Consider the following 19,332-nt stretch of genomic DNA (forward strand, 5'->3'; position numbering starts at 1 on the left):
AAGGGTTACCAATCGCTGTTTAGCGATATGCTTTAACTCTCACACGATTAGTAAAAAGGGCTCAATGAGCCCTTTTATTTTGTTTCCATCTTTATTTAGATGTTTCCAATGTTAATTGGAAATGACAATATGTCGTTTTATATCAATTGCTTATTCAACCGTAACGCTTTTCGCTAAATTACGAGGTTGGTCAACGTCGGTGCCTTTGATGATTGCCACATAGTAGCTTAATAGTTGTAATGGAATGGTGTACACAATTGGCGCGATAAGTTCGTCAACGTGTGGTACTTCCATTACTCGCATTGTATCGTCGCCTTTGAACTTAGCGTCTTTGTCGGCGAAGACATACAAAATACCGCCGCGGGCGCGAACTTCTTCAACGTTTGATTTTAGTTTTTCCAACAATTCATTATTAGGTGCAACAACGATGATTGGCATTTCTGCGTCGATTAGCGCTAAAGGACCGTGTTTTAATTCACCGGCAGCATAGGCTTCGGCGTGAATATAAGAGATTTCTTTAAGCTTTAATGCGCCTTCCATTGCGATTGGGTATTGCTCGCCACGACCTAAAAACAGACTGTGATGTTTATCAGCAAATTCTTCAGCCATTTTTTCGATGCCTTCGCTCATTAGAAGTGACTCTTCTAATTTTGCAGGTAAGCTGCTAAGTGCAGTCACAATCTGTTTCTGAACTTCGGCTGTCATCCCTTTTTGTTTACCTAAGGCTGCGGTTAACATAAGTAACGCAACTAATTGTGTGGTAAATGCTTTGGTTGATGCAACGCCAATTTCAGCACCGGCATTTGTCATAACCGCTAAGTCTGATTCTCTGACAAGTGATGAACCTATGGCACGTTACAAATAGTTAAGCTGGCTTTGTAGCCAATTTCTTTTGCAAGTCTTAGTGCAGCAAGTGTATCTGCGGTTTCTCCAGATTGGGAAATCGTGACGATAAGCGAGTTTTTAGGAACATAAGATTTGCGGTAACGGAACTCAGATGCAATCTCGATATTACAACTTACATTGGCGAGTGACTCTAACCAATAGCGAGCAACCATGCCTGAGTGATATGAGGTGCCACATGCAATAATTTGAACATGGTCTATCCCTTTTAGGATTTCAGCGGCGTTGTCGCCTAAACAGTCTTCAATTACGGTATTTTCGTTAATACGGCTAGCTAAAGTATTACGTACTGCAATTGGTTGTTCATGGATTTCTTTTAACATGTAGTGACGGTAAGCGCCTTTGTCACCTGCGTCATGAGTGACCGTCGATTCGTTAATTTCACGTGTTACTGGGTTACCATCGGCATCGTAAATATTAACTGAATCACGTGTTACTTCTGCTACATCACCTTCTTCTAAGAAGATAAAACGGCGAGTTACTGGTAAAAGGGCAAGTTGGTCTGAAGCAACAAAGTTTTCGCCCATTCCCAAACCAATAACTAATGGTGAACCTGAACGAGCAACAACGATGCGATCAGGGTTTTGTGGTTCCATGATGACTGTGCCGTAAGCGCCTTCAAGTTGTTTAACTGAAACCTGAACTGCTGCCAATAGCGTATCGTGCTGTTTGCGGTTTTTGCTACTAAGTGAGCAATTACTTCTGTGTCAGTGGCTGAGGAGAAGTCGTATCCGTCTTGTTGTAACTGTTCTCTCAGGCTTTCGTGGTTTTCAATGATACCGTTGTGAACCAAAGCAATTTCAGTTGACGAAATATGTGGGTGAGCATTGGCTTGCGTAACGCCGCCGTGAGTGGCCCAACGAGTGTGCGCGATACCAGTGGTACCATTTAGACCAGAAGCAGCGACGGCATCGGCTAGTGCCTGTACCTTGCCAACTTCGCGTTCACGCTTTATCACGCCGTCGCCATCTAATAAGGCGACACCTGCAGAATCATATCCACGATATTCTAATCGTTTTAAACCTTCTAACAGGATATTTACGATCCGACGTTCAGCTACACCACCAACTATTCCACACATGTTCTCTCTCCAATTAAACTTTTATAATTTTTACGTTATTTTTTGCGATTTGCGCTTCACTGTTTGCGTCAATGTCTGAATCAGTGATCAGGACATCTATTTCGCTCCAGGAAGCTCTAAATTTGGTATTTTTCGTTGTAATTTGTCTGACTCTGCAAGGACGATAACTTGCTGAGATACTTTTGCCATCACGCGGCTTAAATTTGTTAATTCGTTAAACGTTGTTGTACCACGCGTAACATCAAGTCCAGAGGCGCCTAAAAACGCCTGATCAAAGTTATATGAATCTAACATAGATTCTGCGAGTTGGCCTTGAAACGAACAGGATTGTGGGTCCCATGTGCCACCAGTCATCAACAAGGTTGGTTCGTTTTCAAGTTCAAAAGTTTGATTCGCCACTTGCATTGAGTTGGTCATAACCACTAAACCTCGCACATGTTGAGCGTGCAGCAATAATGTTGATGTGGTTGAGCCACTATCTATGACAATTCGGTTGTGATCTTTTATTAAACTGGCCGCGGCTTTAGCAATGTTCTGTTTGCGACTAGAAACCTGAGGACTACTGAGCTCGGATGAGCCTTTTGGTAGTGAGATAGCACCGCCATATTTACGCAACAACAATCCACTGTTTTCAAGTGCGGTTAAGTCTTTGCGAATGGTCACTTCTGACGTACCAAAGCTAGCCGTTAATTCATCTACGCTCACTTCTAATTTGTCATTTACTAAGTCAACAATTGCTCGTCGTCTAGATTGAGTGTCGCGTTTTTGCACTTAAAAGTCCCGTTTATCGTTTGATATTTGTTCAAATTGTTTATCGGATAGTGAACCTAGTCATTTTTGAAAGCAAGTTGGGAAACAGACTTTCGAAATTAACAATGTTCGAATCTTGTATCTTTCGAAACGAAACCATTATAGTTTCGTAATAACACACGTCAAGTTGTTCACAAAAAATATAAAGTCGATAAAATAAAATACCTCATCTATATTAACTATTATCTATATCAACTAGCTGAAACTAATATGACTGTACATAGCATCCGATTCAAATATACCGCAGCCTTTGGCGCAATTGCGCTATTTCTCATACTGTTGGTGGCATTTTATAACGCACTAATATCAAAAACCGAATCTGCGTTAGATTTATTTGGGAAAAATTTAATCCAGCTATCTCGGCTGTTTTAAACGCCGACAGAGATTTATATCAAGCCCGTGTTGCCGAGCAGCAAGTTTTACTTAATTCCCTAATAGTGAATCTGCTAAACAAGCAATTGTCGATTATCAAGATAATGCGCAACAAGCGCTTGACCGCATGAATAAGTACAAATTTCTGCTTCAGGCTTATCCTGAGATTTTAGCTAAATTAAGTGGGTTTGAACCGGCCTACAAAACGTGGTTACAAGAAAGTGGCGAAGTTTTTGAATTGGTCAGTAAGAGTGATGTTTACAAAGCTCGGGATGTAAGCGCTAAAAGTTCGTTAGCGGCTTTTGAAGCGCTGCGGAGTTTTTATGACATTGCAGGGGAAGAAGCCGACAAAATGTCTAAGTTAGTGTCATCAGAAACGGTAGACTCGGTGGCTAACCAACAGAGTGTTTTGCTTACGATTAGTTTAATTATTGTTTGTGGGATGATGACGATTGGTTATATCGGTCCTAAGTTGATGTCGAATTCTTTGATAACGCTACGCAACCAAATTGATAGCTTAAACAGCGGCGATGGCGATTTAACTCAACGTCTTAATTCGAAACGCCATGACGAAATTGGTGATGTGGAAAACAGTTTAGATCAGTTTGTAAATGATTTAGCGAAACTTATCTCGTCCATTGTTGGTCAGTCTTCAAAAGTTATTGAGGGTGTTGGACAGATGGATGGCGGCGCGAAAAGAGTGCAGGAGATCAGCCAAGAACAATCTGAATCTGTTGAGCAAATCGCGACGTCTGTAAATGAGATGTCTTATGCAATAAAAGAAGTTGCTGAAAACGCGCATTTAACCGCGGATGAGTTACAGCAGGTAACAGTATTGACTGAAGAAGGCACTCGAATTACTGAATCAGCCGTTACTGAAATTTCTAACTTGTCAGATACGGTTGCCAATGCGGCTGAGGTTATTATTAAATTGTCTGAGAACTCGGCGGATATAGCATCGGTTCTAGATGTTATCCGTGGTATCGCTGAGCAAACAAACTTACTGGCATTAAATGCAGCAATTGAAGCCGCCCGTGCGGGTGAGCAGGGACGAGGCTTTGCCGTTGTAGCAGATGAAGTGCGTACGTTGGCGAGTAAGACTCAGCAGAGTACTGAGAACATTCAAAAAATGATCGAGAATTTACAAAATGGTGTTGAACATGCTGTGGAATCGATTAATGCCGGTAGCGCGGTAACTGAATCTACAGTAGCACTGTCTAAACAAACCTTAACGGCGTTATCTAAAATTGCAGAAGCTTCGCAAAAAGTAACCGACGTTGCTGCGCAAACCGCAACCGCGACTGAAGAGCAAAGTCAGGTCGCACAAGAAATAAGTAAGTACCTAACAGAGCTCGCTGATAAAACGGCAAATACGTTTGAAATTGCGTCGCAAAATGGCGAGAGAGCAAGAAATGCGAGAGTTGAGGCGAAACAACTCAGTGATTCGGTAAGTCGATTTAAACTGAATTAACCGGGTTAATCTGACTAAGGGTAAAGCTCGGTTTACCGAAGTGTTGGTTATGCAGAATAAATAGAACTAACCAAACATATAGACTCAAAGAAGTTATCTATAATAGGTAACTTCTTTGAATTTTATATATTACTGAATAACTGCGATAAGGCTGTTTAAACTGCCGCTTGATGTCGCTAATGCTGGGTGACCTGCATGGAATGTTAAAGCTTGATTAATTAAACTCGCCGCTCGATTTAATTCACCATCTTCTGCCAACTCAACTGCAGTTTCATTCACTTTCTTAATTAAGTCGTCAAAATATCCAGCCACTTTTTCATTATCAGGTTCAGCCGCTAATACTTTAAATAAAGCATCATTTGCATTTTTAGTGCTGTCGCCTACGCTAAAAAAGTTACCACTGCGGATATATGATCTCGCATTTGTAAGCAACGCCTTGCGGTTTCTTGATGACATGGTTGGAGAATAGGTAGCTTGTGCATAATCCAAACGTTTTTGTTTTAATGCACTTAATTCATCAAGCTTTACTAGTGTTGAACTCCAACTGGCCATTTCAGGTATCGCACCAAGTGCTTGATGCAATAAGTTTCTTGCCAACTCAATTTTACCGTCGCTAACTAATTCTTTTATTTCTTCATCAAGCTCTTTAACTAGTTTGAACATACCCGTTTTTGCTTTTGAATTATCCGGTTCGCTGGTCAATACACGTTTGTATTTAGAGTAGGCGTTCGACGACTCAGGAGCGAAAAATTGCTTTCTTTTTAGGTAGGTTTTTGCATTTGACAATAGCGCATTACGAGTTGATGTAGACAACTCTGGAATATATTCATTTGGATCATGTAACGCACTAATATGACTATCAATGTTTTGTAATCCAATCGCACGTTCATTTAAATTAAGCAATAATGCGTGATCTGGTAGCTCGCTCAGGCCTTGTTCGGTCAGTGAAATGGCTTTAAAAATTTCTCCGTCATCCAGCAAATCATCAACTTCTTCTTGAACGTCTTCAAGCAAATTAAAATACTGGGCAATCGCTTTGGTATTTTTAGGATTGTCTTTTAACAAACGTCTAATATTATTAAAGGCATTTTTATGTTCAGGAGCAAAAAATTGTTTTTGACGTAAATATACTTTGGTATTTGAAATCAAAGTTCTAACCTGACTACTCGACAGTTGATTTGTTGCTTTTAGGTCAGCAGGAGAAATTTTTGGTACTGGTGTCTTTGCAACTTGACTGGTGGTTGCAGGGGCTTGAGTAAAACTTTGTTTTAATGCCGCCCAACTGGAAGGCTCAACACCTACTTCATACTGCAGTGACAAATATTCAAGTTTTAAACGGTCAGCGTCTAACGACTGACCTTGCTGAACAAGTGCCATTACCTGTTGTTTAGTTGCGGTGTCGAGTAACAATGCAAATGAATGGGTTTTTGGGTGCTCACTGTCGGTTTTAGCCATCATTTTGTAGACGCTAAACGCACTTGCACTTCTACCTGAAAGGGTATCTGAAGAAATGAACTTGATCCCCTGCTCATACAACGTATCTAAGATTAACGTATTGTTAGCACTTAACAAACTTGAAAATCCAATAAGAATTGCTGCAAAAGTAGTGATAAACCGTTTGTTCATGATAAATTCAGGGCCTTTGATTTGTCGAGTTTAAAAACACAGTACATTATACTGAATTCGAGTTATTATTCTATTAATTAGTCGAGCATTCCCCGACGACTGAATCGATGTATTAGTTACTGCAATGGTATTAAACGCTCCGGTATTACTAAAAAGTAACACCGGATCATGAGTTTAGCCTTTTACAGGACGTGGCCAATTGTCTATGTTTCGTTGCTTTCCGCGCGCAATTGAAAGAGCATTTTTTCAACATCTTTGGTAATCGTTGAACCTGCAGCAACAAAACCGTTTGCAGAAATGGTAACCGGTGCCACAAGTGTTGAGTTTGTGCCAATAAATGCGTTGTCTTCAATGGTCGTTTTAAATTTATTCACACCATCGTAGTTTGCCGTGATAACGCCGGCACCAATGTTTACACCTTGGCCAACTGTTGTATCACCTAAATAAGAGAAATGATTAACTTTAGACCCTTCGCCTAATGTTGATTTTTTCATTTCTACAAAATTGCCGACCTTAGCTTTATTGCCAACGACCGCACTAAGGGCGCAATCTAGCGAATGGACCAATTTGAGCATTGGTTAAAACTTCGGCTGACTCAATAATGCTATTTGCGTGAACCACAGTGTTATCACCAATCACGCAGTCAATAAGCAAGCAATTTGGACCAATAACCACATTGTTACCTAAAGTAACTTTGCCTTCAAAAACAACATTGATATCAAGCTCAACATCTTGGCCAACGGTTACGTCACCACGGACGTCAACTCTGCTTGGATCGCGCATTGAAGCGCCTGCCAACATTAGCTTTTCGGTTTCACGTTTCTGATATTCACGTTCTAAAGCGGCTAGTTGTACACGGTTGTTCGCACCTTCAACTTCCATTGCACTGTCGGGATGTGCTGTTGTTACAGCATAGCCTTGCTCATTCGCCATAGCGATAATGTCGGTTAGATAGTATTCGCCCTGTGCATTGTCGTTTGAAAGGTTATTCAACCACGATTTTAACAAGTCGCCGTTAACCGCCATTATGCCCGTATTTACTTCATTGATTGAGAGTTGTTCTGGATTTGCGTCTTTTGCTCAATAATGCCTACAACTGAACCGTTTTCACTGAATAATTCGACCGTAACCAGATGGATCGTCTAGCTTAACAGTGAGAAGCGCAATGCCTTTTTCTGGTTTAACAGCGAGTAACCGTTCTAGAGTTGCGCTTTGAATAAGTGGTACGTCGCCATATAGAATTAAAATTGTATCGTTGTCAGGCATAAATTGTTCAGCAACCTTTACCGCGTGACCGGTTCCAAGTTGCTCAGCTTGCAGTGCCCAATTGGCGTTGTTTTCAGCAAGTGCCTGTTTTAACGTGTCGCCGCCATGTCCGTATACTATTGTCACTCCTGACGCATTCAATGCAGTACCTGCATCAATTACATGTTGTACCATAGGCTTGTGTGCAACTGGGTGCAAAACTTTTGGTAAGCTAGAACGCATACGTGTGCCTTTTCCGGCAGCTAAAACCACGACAGATAAACTCATTTGGGCAATACTTCCATTTTAATTATTTTAAACGCAGGTATTATACGCAATCAGATGACATTTTTTTGAATTTTTTTATTAATGTATAAAACCAACAATTTTAAGTTATTAGTCTCAGCTTGTTTGCTTGGCCATCCGGTTCGGTATGACGGTAAGAGTAAACCTTTGGCTGACTTAAGTTGGTTAAAGCAGTTACAGCAAGACGGTAAGTTAGTGGTTATGTGTCCAGAGGTGATGGGCGGGCTTAACACACCAAGGGCGCCAGCTGAATACGCTGAAGGTAAAGTCATCACTGTACAGGGAATTGACGTAACAGAGGCCTTTGAAAAGGGGGCTGACCAAGCGTTAGCACTTTGCCAAGCGCACCAAGTGAGTCACGCCTTGCTGAAAGCGAATAGTCCAAGTTGTGGTAATCAACAAATATATGACGGTACGTTTAGCGCAACTTTAATTGATGGTGAAGGGGTAACGGCTAGGCGATTGCGTGAAAATGGGGTCGCGGTCTTTTCAGAATTGCAGCTTAATGAATTGCAACAGCAGCTAAATCACTCAGATTAGTTAATTCGTACTCAATCATTGAAATGTCGCGCGCAGCTTTTACTAAGGGCATTGCGCGCCACGATTTCGTATTACTTTTTGGTATTAACTGCTGCAACTGATACTGAGTTTACCTGCCCAGTCTGGGGGCAGTTTACTATAAAGGTCGAAGTCAGGCTGCTCGGCAAATGGCTGTGATAACACCAACAACAGTTCCTCTAAAGGTTTGTTATCTCCGCTCTCTGCAGCTTCAATGACTTGCTGTGCTAAGTAGTTTCTAACAATGTATTTGGGGTTTACCGAATACATTAGCTCGCAACGTTCATCATCTGAAATAACTTCCATAGAAACACGTTTTTTATAACGTTTTAGCCAAGCTGTTGCTGCATCACGGTCGACAAAGGTATCAATAAATACTTGTTCATTTTTGTCACTAAAACGGACATTGCTTAACATTCGCCACGTATAGGTATAGTCGCGTTTTTGTTCCTGCATGAGGGCGAGAAGTCCCCCAACAAGGCTTGATCTTCTTTTTGCTTTTCTTTAAAACCAAGCTTTTTCCGCATTAACGAAGAATAATTATCAAGTAAAATTGTTTCGTACTGTTTTAGCAATTCGGTCAATTCTTCTTTTGACAATAAAGGCGAAAGTGAATAGCCAAGCGCGTTGAGATTCCACAACCCAATACTCGGTTGTTCGTCAAATGCATATCGACCACTGTGATCTGAATGATTGCAAATATGTGATGGTTCATACACATCTAGAAAACCGTAGGGACCATAATCAAAAGTGATGCCCAAAATTGACATGTTGTCGGTGTTCATAACCCCGTGGCAAAATCCATAAGCTTGCCACTTCGCAATCATTTCCGCCGTTGTTCGGATCGTGAATTTAAGTAATTGATAAGCTTGCTGTTGCGCTGAGGCATTGGGCTTTAGAGCGCGTATTTCATCCGACGATTGCGGCAATACGTCAGTTACAGCATATGCCACAAGTTGTTCTAATAATTTAGTATCGTTTTGATAAAAGGCGTATTCAAAATGACCAAAACGAAGGTGACTTTCGCAAACCCGGATTAAAGCGGCACCGGGTTCGATGGTTTCACGCTGGACTTTTTCACCTGTTGTAAATAAGCCTAAAGCCCGGGAAGTTGGTATCCCCAAATGATGTAATGCTTCGGAAGCTAAATATTCGCGTATGCAGCTTCTTAATACTGCTCGGCCATCGCCAAATCGAGAATATGGGGTTTTTCCCGCGCCTTTTACGTGAATATCCCAACGCCCTGTGTCGGAAAGTAATTCACCGAGTAACAATCCGCGGCCATCGCCTAATTCGGGATTATATTGACCAAATTGATGCCCTGTGTATTTTTGCGCAATAGCTTGGGCCGCATCTACCATTTGATTTCCGCTAAACCAGTTAAGCCATTCAGATTGGCTTTCTAAGGCAGTCGCATCGATATTGAGTATCTTACTTGTTTGCGAACTGATACTTACCCACTTAGGTTTTGGGAATGCCGTTGGATTTACAAAATGCCCTAATTCAGACAACGAATTAGCATACGTATTGGAAAATCGTAAGTCGGTAATTTTTGTCGATTGCTTGCCAGATAGAATAGTCATAATCGTCGTTAATTTGATCTCAAACAAAGTGTGCGCCTTTCAATAGTTTACGCTATATTTAATTCAAATGTTTGGTGTTAAGCTGAGAAAAAGTAAAATTACAATAGGGGTTAAGATGAAAAGTTTAGTGTTTGGTACTGGTTGCCATTATGTCACTTAGTTCAACAACTGTACTTGCTGGCGATGCTGCTGCAGGTAAAACAAAATCCGCAGTTTGTGCTGCTTGTCACGGTGCTAACGGAATTAGTGCAATTCCAATGTACCCAAATTTAGCAGGTCAAAAAGAGCAGTATTTAGCGAAACAGCTAAAAGACTTTAAGGCGGGAAATCGTAAAGACCCAGTTATGGGCGCGATGGCTATGCCACTGACAGATGCCGATATTGCTAACTTATCAGCGTATTATGCGTCGCTAAAATAAAATAAAGTAAAATAAAATAAATTTAAAATGATAAAACCGACGCTTTGTCGGTTTTTTAATGCCCAGCAAATAACCTAGGTCGATTGGCATTGATTCTGAATTTTACAATTCAGAGACGTGACGATTGATCACTGATAAAAACGCGTCACCATAGCGACGTAGTTTTGTTTCACCAACCCCGGATACTAACAACATATCGCGTGGCGTAGTGGGTAATTTGTCTGCCATATCCGCCAGAGTTGCATCTGAAAATACGACAAACGGTGGCACATTATGCTCTTCTGCTATGGATTTTCGAAGTCCCTTCAATCGAGCAAACAATCGTTTGTCGTAATTTACAGGTGCGGCTTTTTCAAATAGCTTTTTGGTATTTAATCTCGGTACAGCAAGTTGTAACGTCGATTCGCTGCGTAAAATAGGGCGAGCCTTTTCGGTTAAAACAAGACTACTACCACGGCTAATATCTTGTTCAATCAAACCTTGATGTATTAGTTGGCGAATAATGCTGAGCCAATAGTCGTGCGTTTGTTCTTTGCCAATTCCATAGGTGCTCAATTCGTCATGTTTATGATCTTTAATCCGGATCCCTTGGCTGCCACGTAAAATATCGATGATATGACCAATTCCAAAACGTTGACCACTGCGGTAAATACAAGACATTGCTTGTTGCGCTAATAATGTCCCATCAAACGAGGTCGGTGGGTCTAAGCAAATATCGCAATTACCACAACCTGTGGTTGTAGGTTCGTTAAAGTAGTTTAGTAATACTTGGCGACGACAGGTTTGTGCATCAGCAAGGGCGACCATAGCGTTAAACCGTTGGAGTTCAACTTTTACTCGGTCTTCATTTTGATTGTCGCTGATCATACGGCGAATTCGAGGTACATCGCCTGAGTCGAAGAACATAAGGCATTGGGCGTCAAGTCCATCACGTCCAGCGCGTCCAGTTTCTTGATAATAACTTTCTATGGTTTTTGGCAGATCGTAATGAACTACAAATCGAATATTAGGCTTATTTATACCCATGCCAAACGCCACGGTCGCGACCACAATTTGAATTTGGTCTCGCTGAAATTGCTCTTGTACTTTTATTCTGTGGGCGTTTTCGTGACCTGCATGATACGGCGCAGCATTAAAACCTTTTTGCTTGAGTTTTTCTGCGACGTCATCAACTCGGGCACGACTCGAACAATACACCACACCGCAAGCATCGGTTTGTGTTCCAACAAAACTTAATAACTGATTCAGTGGTTTGAATTTTTCTTCTATGGTGTAGCGCAAGTTAGCGCGGTCGAAACTGCCAATATGGATATAGGGGTCGTTAAGATTGAGTTGGTGGCTAATATCAAATCGCGTTGCTTTATCGGCCGTCGCCGTTAATGCCATGATTGGCACATGCGGGAATAGGTTTTTAATTTGGCCTAAGCGCAGATAATCGGCACGAAAATCATGTCCCCAATGAGACAAACAATGTGCTTCATCAATTGCAAATAGACTGACCCCAGCTTGATGTAAGTGATCTAAAAATCGCTGCTGTAGCAAACGTTCTGGCGACACATACAAAATTTTTATTTCACCGTATTGCAACTGATTTAACGTTTGAAATTGCTCTTGTCGAGTTTGCTGACTATTAATGTAACTCGCTGCGATACCAAGCTCATTAAGTTGATCTACCTGATCTTTCATTAACGACAAAAGAGGGGTAACGACTATTGTTACATTTGGCAGCAATAATGCGGGTACTTGGTAACACAAACTTTTACCGCCACCCGTAGGCAATAGAACCAAGGTATCTTGTTGATTAATGCAGGATTCAATGACTTTATCTTGGCCCATGCGAAAAGCATCGTAACCAAATATTTTTGTCAAAATGTCGAGTGGTGTAGTCTGGTTGTCGGTCAATTTAGCGGTTCAAATTAAATATTTGGGGGCATTGTAGCATTGGAATCAAATGTTATACTCATCCGATCAGTTATTTTGGAATTATTTTTATGTTATCAAATGACGACGCTCGATCTTGGTTGGTAAATGTGTTCACCAATTTAAATTTCAACAAAAATTTAGGGCTAAAGATCACCGTTTGTGAGGCAAACAAAGCTGAAATTAGATTTGTGTGGGATGACAAATTAATGGGCAATCCAATGCAAAAAATTCTGCACGGGGGCGTAACCGCCTCGGCACTCGATACGGTGGGTGGCATATTGGCCATTTTTAGCCGGATGGAAAAAATGCACTTTGAAGATTCAGCCGCATTAATCGAATTTACCAAAAAAGTGGGAACTATCGATTTAAGAACGGATTATTTGAGACCCGGTCGTGGTGACGAGTTTATTGCAACAGCGCAACTGATCCGTTCCGGCAGCCGAGTTTGCGTGACTCGCATGGAATTACATAATCAAAAAGGTGATCAAATTGCCTTTGGTACTGGGACTTATTTGGTTGGTTAGTACAATAAATGCCTAGAACCTTAGACATTTTTAGTCCAACTCTTTAATATTACTGACTAAATAAAAAAGATATACAATATTTAAAATATAAAAATAAAGGGATAAGGGAATTTTATGTGGAAGAAAATTTTAGCAGTTGCCTTGCTAATAACGGCTTTTGGCAGTTTTGCGGAGAAAAAATACCGCTTGAGAATTTTGTTAAATTTTCAGAATTTGGTTCTGTTAAAATCTCCCCAAAGGGCGATTATTTAGCTGCAACAACCGTTCGCGACGGTAAACAAGTTTTGGTGGTATTGCAACGCGATACTATGAAACTAATAAATGTCGTGCAATTCGACGGTGATAAAGAGCAGGTTGGCGGATATAACTGGGTCAGTAAAGACCGTCTTGTATTACAAAAAACTTATATGCGCGGCGCTTATACGCAACCGTCTTATCATGGCGAATTATTAGGTGTTAATGCCGATGGCTCAAAATCACAATACTTAATGGGACACAAAGCTGGAGGCAAGTCATTAGGAGCATCAAGCAAAGCTGATGCGCTTCGTGCGTCATCTTTAGTGTTAGATCCTTTAGTACATGATGATAATTATTTTCTTGCAGAAGTTCATCCTTGGTTGAGAAAAAGCGGCGCAGACCGACACTCAACTGTCTATCTTGTCGATGTTTATACTGGTAAACGACGTAAAGTGACACGCTCGCCAGCCTTTAATGCGCAATATATTACCGACGGTAATGGTGAGGTTCGCTTCTCGGTCTCTAGTAATGATTATATTGATCAAGAAGTTTATAAGCGGGATGTTGAGACTGGCGAATGGACTAAGTTTAACAATTCGTTTAAACACCTTAGTAAAATTACACCACGCGTTATCGTTGATGGCGAAGACAATGCGATGTTTGTTACCGCAAGTGAAGACGGTGCGCCAATCGGTTTGTACAAAATCGATTTTGAAAAAATTCAGTTGAGTTAGTGAGTAAAGATCCAGTTGTAAATATTAGAAATGTTTATGGCAATGAAAAAGACGGCAAAATATATGCGGTTGAATATGAAAATGGTTACCCGGCTTATGAATTTGTCGATGGAAAAGCACTTTTATCAAAGCGCTTAAAAGGCTTGTTACAAGCCTTACCTTAGTCATCAAGTTCAAATTGTGAGTTCTACCCCGGATGAGCTATTTCAGATTGTTATCGCTTATAACGACCGTAATCCAGGTGATTATTACATAATGCACCCGGACGAAAAAACCGGAAAACCTAAAATTCAATATTTGTTTTCAGCACGTAGCTGGATTAACCCCGATCTTATGGCAAGTACTCGTCCGGTTAAATACACAACTCGAGATGGTATTGAAATTAATGGTTATTTAACGGTTCCTAAAGGCAAGGCGGAGAAAAATTTACCATTGATTGTTATGCCTCATGGTGGACCACATGGACCGCGTGATTACTGGGGATTTGATCCAGAAGCGCAAATGTTAGCGAGTCGTGGATTAGCGGTGTTAAAAGTGAATTTCAGAGGATCTGGTGGTTACGGTCCTGCGTTTGAAACTTCTGGTCACGGCAAGTGGGGCACGGAAATTCAATATGACATAATTGACGGCACCAAATATTTAATCGACTAAGGGCATCGCCGACAAAAACAACATTTGCATCATGGGCGCAAGCTTTGGTGGTTATTCGGCATTGATGAGTCCGATAATTGAGCCAGATTTGTACAAATGTGCTGTTGGTGTAGTTGGTGTTTACGACTTACCTTTGATGTTCAAAGAAGGTGATGTGCAAGAGCGCCGCTCTGGTGATAAATATTTAAAAGCGGTGTTGGGGCAAAATGTTGCACTTCAAGAGTCAATGTCTCCATCGTATAATATCGATAAATTGAAAGTACCCGTACTTATTGCTCATGGTGGAATGGACCAACGAGCGCCAATTGAGCAGGCTGAAAGTTTGATTGCCGCCCTAGAAAAAGAGGATCATCCGTATGAGTATTTGTTGTTTGAGAAAGAAGGTCATGGATTTTATTTAGAGAAAAACCGCCTTAAGTATTTCAAACGCGTACTTAAATTCTTAGGTAAACATATCGATTTTTAGTTGGGTTGACCGCTTATTATGAGGCGGTCAATGCGATAAATGGTTAGTTTATTGAACGCCACAATACATTGTTGTAGAAACAAAAAAACCGATGTTGCATATCAACATCGGTTTTTTATTTTTATCAAAAGCCACAGCTTACTTAAGCTTTTAATTGTTATTGATTTTCCTATTTATAATAGGGCTAGAATTGACTCCGCGTCACTCACTGCAAATTCTTTTGGTTCTTCAACATTGAGCTGAGTCACAATTCCATCTTCAACGATCATCGCGTATCGGCGTGAGCGAATACCACCAAAAATGCCTGTTTCAGCTTCTAAGCCAATTGCTTTTGTGAAATCAGCACCGCCATCCGCTAACATTAGTAAGTGTTCGGCATTATGTGCTTTACCCCAAGAGGACATGACAAAAGCATCGTTTACAGATAAACAAATAACTTTGTCGACGCCTTTTGCTTTTATTTTATCAAAATTGACAACATAACCCGGCAAGTGACTTTCAGAGCAGGTTGGCGTAAATGCATCAGGAACTGCAAACAAAACGACTTTTTGGCCAGCAAACAAATCTTCTGTGGTAACGGTTTTTACTTCGTTTGTGTCAAAAAACTGGAATTGTACACTTGGTAATTTGTCATTCACTTCAATCATAAAAGGTTCCATTGTTAGACCATCGCGGCCTTAATATATAAATCGAATCGGTTCTTTTTTGTTTTTATTTGACTATTTGGCGTCTGTTCGTTCAAAAACGGCGCATAGTCAGGCCTTTTACTACAACACGTTTTTGCGCTAATTGATAGGCTAACGGTAATAATTGATCGGCATCGGCATCATCTCCAACAAAAGATTGGAACAATGCCATATCTTTTTTAACGGCGGCAGATTTTTCTCTATGCGGAAACATTGGGTCGAGATAAACCACGTCGTATTGTTGGTTTGATGAAATTGAGTCTTGCAGCGCATCGTGTGACGTTTTATTGATTAACTGCATTCTTTGTTCGAACCAATCAATAGAGCCGTCTGAGATGGCGCGTCGAAAACCATCCACTAACATCATATAAACAGGCGGCTGTCTTTCAACTAAAGTGACATTGCAGCCAAGACTGGCCAACACAAATGCATCTTTCCCCATTCCAGCCGTTGCATCTAAAACGGTAGGCGTTGCGCCTTTATTTAGCCCAGCCGCTTTGGCGATAGCTTGGTTTTACCACCTCCGAATTTATGACGATGAGCGGTGGCGCCCCCGTAAAGTCCACATTGATTAGGGTTTTTCCGTCTTTAGTTAAACAAAATTTATTGTCTTCAAACAAGCCATAAACCGAACCGTTTTGCGGGGCCTTGTTAACCATTTGCCAGCCAAACGTTTCTGCAAGTTCGATGAGTTGCAGTGGCGCTGAGCGCCAATTATAAAATGGTAAAGAAGATTGTTGAGTTTGCTCAGTCAATGGTGTTAGTTCCCGCTTCAATGCCAACAAAATTGTCGCCAACAGAAAAAGACAATATTCGACTGAGTTGCTTGTACGTTAGACCGGTAGACTCGTGCTAAGGCGTTAAAACATTGTTGAATTACGGTTTGGCTTTTTTGCTTGAGATCCCGCCATCAACTAATTTATAAGCTCGAAAATAGGCTTCATTGTCTCTACTAATTAGAAATCCATCTTTGCCCATAAACCTTAATGCATAAGGGCCTGTGTTTCCACCAAGTCGAGCGCCGTGTTTTTTCAAAAATTGCCACAAACCAATAATGTCGTCGCAGGGCCAATTTGCAATAAATTTACCAAATGAGCCGTGTTCAGCGCTTACTTCATAAATCATTTGGGCGTTGGCCTTAATGGTCATAACCTTATTACCATTACGGATTATGCGTTCGTCTTTGCATTTTTGTTCCCACATTTCGTCGGACATCATCAGCATTTTTTCAATATCAAAATTAAAAAGACTTCTTCAAAGCCGGACCATTTTTGCTCAACAACTCGCCATACAAAACCACTTTGAAAAACTTGTTTAGTAAATGCGGCTAACCATCTGTCGTCAGAAAGACTGGCTATTTCGTCGGCGTCAAATATATCGCCGGCCATATCCATTACTATCTCTTTAGAGCCTTTTCGTTCAATAGCGCGGGCTAATATCCGGTCAAAGGGCTCAAGTTTTTTAAAAATTCTGACATTAAAATCGTCCAAATAAAGTCAAATCATGCTTATGCGGCAATGCCACAGTGTCGTAATAATGCATCAATTTCAGGTTCGCGACCTCTAAATGCTTTAAATAATTCCATAGGTTCCGCACTGCCGCCTTTTTCCAGAATATTGGTTAAAAAGCTATTGCCGGTATCGGAATTAAAGATCCCGTCTTCTTCAAATTTAGAAAATGCATCAGCTGATAAAACTTCTGCCCACTTGTAAGAATAATATCCAGCTGCATAACCACCTGCAAATATATGCCCAAAGCCGTGTTGAAAGCGGTTATAAGCAGGTGGTTGAACGACGGCAACTTGCTGTCTGACATCGTCCAAAATAGCCTGAATTTGTGAACCTTTAGCTGGGTCGTATTCAGCGTGGATTCGGAAATCGAATAAGCTGAACTCTAATTGTCTCGCCATTTGCATCGCTGATTGAAAGTTCTTCGCCGCAAGCATTTTGTCTAACATGTCTTTTGGCAATGGTTCACCTGTTTCGAAGTGGCCTGAAATAAATGCCAGTGCGTCTTCTTCCCAGCACCAGTTTTCTAAAAACTGACTTGGTAATTCAACCGCATCCCAGGCTACGCCATTAATACCAGACACAGAGGCTTCGTCAACCTGAGTTAACATGTGATGAATACCGTGGCCAAATTCGTGGAATAAAGTAACGACTTCGTCGTGGGTAAACAACGCGGCGTTGTCACCAATAGGTTGATTAAAGTTACAAGTTAAATACGCTACAGGGTTTTGGAGTTGATCTTCAGACCATAATACTCGTCCGCGACAATCGTCCATCCAAGCACCACCGCGCTTTTTTCTCTTGCGTATAAATCTAGATAGAAACTGCCACGGTATTTCTGGTTTTTATCAACGATATCAAAATATTTAACGTCTTTATGCCATTTATCAATGCCGGTTTTAACTTCAGTTACTGTAACCCCAAATAGGCGATTTACAACGGTAAACAACCCATCGAGTACTTTACTTTCTGGGAAGTACGGGCGTAACGCTTCGTCTGAAATTGCGTATTTAGCTTGCTTTAATTTTTCACTATAAAACGCATAATCCCAAGGATTCAGTTCGCTCACACCAAACTCACTTTGAGCAAATTGGCGTAATTCTTCAACTTCTTGCTGTGCTTGCGGCAGTGATTTCTCAGCCAGTTGGCTTAAAAATCCTAATACTTGTTGCGTATTTTCTGCCATTTTTGTTGCCAACGAACTTTCTGCAAATGACTCAAAGCCGAGTAGTTGCGCCAACTCATGGCGAAGTGCCATCAACTCATCAATAATTTCAGAGTTGTCGTATTGTCCTGCAAATGGCCCTTGGTCAGAAGCTCGAGTTGAAAATGCGATAGACATTTCTTTTCGAAGCTCTGCGTTTTCAGAATAGGTCATAACCGGCAGATAACTTGGGAAGTCGAGGGTAAACAGCCAACCGTCTATTTCTTTTACTTCAGCCATTTGTTTTGCCGCGGCAATTGCAGAGTCAGGTAGCCCTGCTAATTCAACTTCGTCGGTAATGACTTTTTGAAATGCTTGAGTAGCATCCAATACATTATTGCTAAAAGTTGAGCTCAACTCTGACATTTTTGCTTGGATTTCACCGTAGCGTTTTTGTTTGTCTTCCGGCAAGTCGATACCCGATAATTTAAAGTCTCGCAGGGCATTGGTAATAACTTTTTTCTGGGGGTACTTAATGTGGCAAATTCGTCTGATTGAGAATAGGCGTAATAGGCGTCAAACAACCCCTTGTGTTGACCTACCCAAGTTGAGTATTCACTTATAATAGGTAAACAAGATTCATAGGCTTCGCGCCATTCGTCCGAGCTTAATACCGAGTTTATATGAGAAATTGGTGACCAAGCGCGACCAAATTGGTCGCTTACTTTGTCAATATTGACCACTAGCGTTTGCCAAGTTTGAGTCGGAAGTTGAACAACCTGTTCGATGGACTTTTTGCAGCTATCTAGCAATGACTCTACCGCAGGCTTAATATGTTGAGGCTGGATTTGAGAAAACGGTGGCAGATCAAAATTGGATAAAAGTGGGTTTGATGAGTCAGACATATTGGCTACCTAAATTAGTCGCGGATTAAACGCGTGGCTATTCTTGTGATATTAATTAAGTTAGATAGTACCTTGAAAGTAACTTTACAAGGTCTAGTTTTTGTAAATTCTGTACTAGCTGAGTGTTGTTTGTTCACATATTGCTAATTTTTAGCGCATTTTTTCGAGAATATATAACTA

At 41.0% G+C, this 19,332-nt stretch carries 11 protein-coding genes and 7 pseudogenes; 8 read left to right on the forward strand and 10 right to left on the reverse strand.

Translation table 11 applies throughout. The features are described from left to right. Positions 1-150: 150 nt before the first annotated feature. A pseudogene (glmS, locus tag PN838_RS17835) lies at positions 151-1,984 on the reverse strand (glutamine--fructose-6-phosphate transaminase (isomerizing)). Positions 1,985-1,997: 13 nt separating this feature from the next. Next, positions 1,998-2,755, reverse strand: a pseudogene (locus PN838_RS17840) (DeoR/GlpR family DNA-binding transcription regulator). Positions 2,756-3,293: 538 nt separating this feature from the next. On the opposite strand from PN838_RS17840, the gene PN838_RS17845 reads away from it, so the two are divergent. Continuing rightward, positions 3,294-4,637, forward strand: a complete 1,344-nt coding sequence (locus PN838_RS17845; protein WP_272181512.1) for a methyl-accepting chemotaxis protein — start codon at positions 3,294-3,296, stop codon at positions 4,635-4,637. Positions 4,638-4,766: 129 nt separating this feature from the next. Here PN838_RS17845 and PN838_RS17850 read toward each other — a convergent pair whose 3' ends face one another. Then, the gene (locus PN838_RS17850) at positions 4,767-6,263 is read right to left on the reverse strand and encodes a hypothetical protein (RefSeq protein WP_272181513.1); all 1,497 of its coding nucleotides are present in this window, start codon (positions 6,261-6,263) and stop codon (positions 4,767-4,769) included. A gap of 174 nt (positions 6,264-6,437) precedes the next feature. Continuing rightward, positions 6,438-7,796, reverse strand: a pseudogene (glmU, locus tag PN838_RS17855) (bifunctional UDP-N-acetylglucosamine diphosphorylase/glucosamine-1-phosphate N-acetyltransferase GlmU). A gap of 81 nt (positions 7,797-7,877) precedes the next feature. Between glmU and PN838_RS17860 the strand changes: the two are divergent. After that, positions 7,878-8,354, forward strand: coding sequence for a 2-thiouracil desulfurase family protein (locus PN838_RS17860; protein WP_215962589.1), 477 nt, complete (start codon positions 7,878-7,880; stop codon positions 8,352-8,354). Positions 8,355-8,438: 84 nt separating this feature from the next. Here PN838_RS17860 and PN838_RS17865 read toward each other — a convergent pair. Then, a pseudogene (locus tag PN838_RS17865) lies at positions 8,439-9,955 on the reverse strand (protein adenylyltransferase SelO). A gap of 149 nt (positions 9,956-10,104) precedes the next feature. Here PN838_RS17865 and PN838_RS17870 point away from each other — a divergent pair. Beyond that, positions 10,105-10,374: a c-type cytochrome gene (locus PN838_RS17870; RefSeq protein WP_272181514.1), complete on the forward strand. Its 270-nt coding sequence runs from the start codon at positions 10,105-10,107 to the stop codon at positions 10,372-10,374. 102 nt (positions 10,375-10,476) lie between these two features. On the opposite strand, the gene recQ is transcribed toward PN838_RS17870, so the two are convergent. Next, positions 10,477-12,243 (reverse strand): DNA helicase RecQ, encoded by a 1,767-nt coding sequence (recQ, locus tag PN838_RS17875; protein ID WP_370661051.1) that lies wholly within the window; start codon positions 12,241-12,243, stop codon positions 10,477-10,479. 122 nt (positions 12,244-12,365) lie between these two features. Between recQ and PN838_RS17880 the strand changes: the two genes are divergently transcribed. From PN838_RS17880 to PN838_RS17900, 5 genes are all read left to right on the forward strand, one after another. After that, a complete protein-coding gene (locus PN838_RS17880) occupies positions 12,366-12,821 on the forward strand; it encodes a thioesterase family protein (protein ID WP_215962587.1) in 456 nt (151 codons plus the stop codon). 116 nt (positions 12,822-12,937) lie between these two features. Beyond that, positions 12,938-13,792: a hypothetical protein gene (locus tag PN838_RS17885; RefSeq protein WP_272181515.1), complete on the forward strand. Its 855-nt coding sequence runs from the start codon at positions 12,938-12,940 to the stop codon at positions 13,790-13,792. Continuing rightward, positions 13,792-13,956 carry a hypothetical protein gene (locus tag PN838_RS17890; protein WP_272181516.1) on the forward strand — a complete coding sequence of 55 codons (165 nt, stop codon included), beginning with the start codon at positions 13,792-13,794 and terminating at the stop codon, positions 13,954-13,956. Before PN838_RS17885 ends, PN838_RS17890 begins: the two co-directional genes overlap by 1 nt. Before the next feature lie 16 nt (positions 13,957-13,972). Beyond that, the gene (locus PN838_RS17895) at positions 13,973-14,443 is read left to right on the forward strand and encodes an alpha/beta hydrolase family protein (RefSeq protein WP_272181517.1); all 471 of its coding nucleotides are present in this window, start codon (positions 13,973-13,975) and stop codon (positions 14,441-14,443) included. A gap of 31 nt (positions 14,444-14,474) precedes the next feature. Next, positions 14,475-14,909 carry an alpha/beta hydrolase family protein gene (locus tag PN838_RS17900; protein WP_370661052.1) on the forward strand — a complete coding sequence of 145 codons (435 nt, stop codon included), beginning with the start codon at positions 14,475-14,477 and terminating at the stop codon, positions 14,907-14,909. Between the two features lie 173 nt (positions 14,910-15,082). On the opposite strand, the gene PN838_RS17905 is transcribed toward PN838_RS17900, so the two are convergent. The 4 genes and pseudogenes from PN838_RS17905 to prlC all read right to left on the reverse strand — a co-directional run bounded on the left by PN838_RS17905 (position 15,083) and on the right by prlC (position 19,152). Then, positions 15,083-15,556 carry a peroxiredoxin gene (locus tag PN838_RS17905; protein ID WP_272182643.1) on the reverse strand — a complete coding sequence of 158 codons (474 nt, stop codon included), beginning with the start codon at positions 15,554-15,556 and terminating at the stop codon, positions 15,083-15,085. 14 nt (positions 15,557-15,570) lie between these two features. Further along, positions 15,571-16,293 (reverse strand): annotated as a pseudogene (locus PN838_RS17910) (class I SAM-dependent methyltransferase). A gap of 49 nt (positions 16,294-16,342) precedes the next feature. Further along, positions 16,343-17,064, reverse strand: a pseudogene (locus tag PN838_RS17915) (DNA-3-methyladenine glycosylase I). 38 nt (positions 17,065-17,102) lie between these two features. Continuing rightward, positions 17,103-19,152: pseudogene (prlC, locus tag PN838_RS17920) on the reverse strand (oligopeptidase A). Positions 19,153-19,332: the final 180 nt, after the last annotated feature.

It is taken from the genome of Psychrosphaera algicola (assembly GCF_028401425.1).
GTDB lineage: Bacteria > Pseudomonadota > Gammaproteobacteria > Enterobacterales > Alteromonadaceae > Psychrosphaera > Psychrosphaera algicola.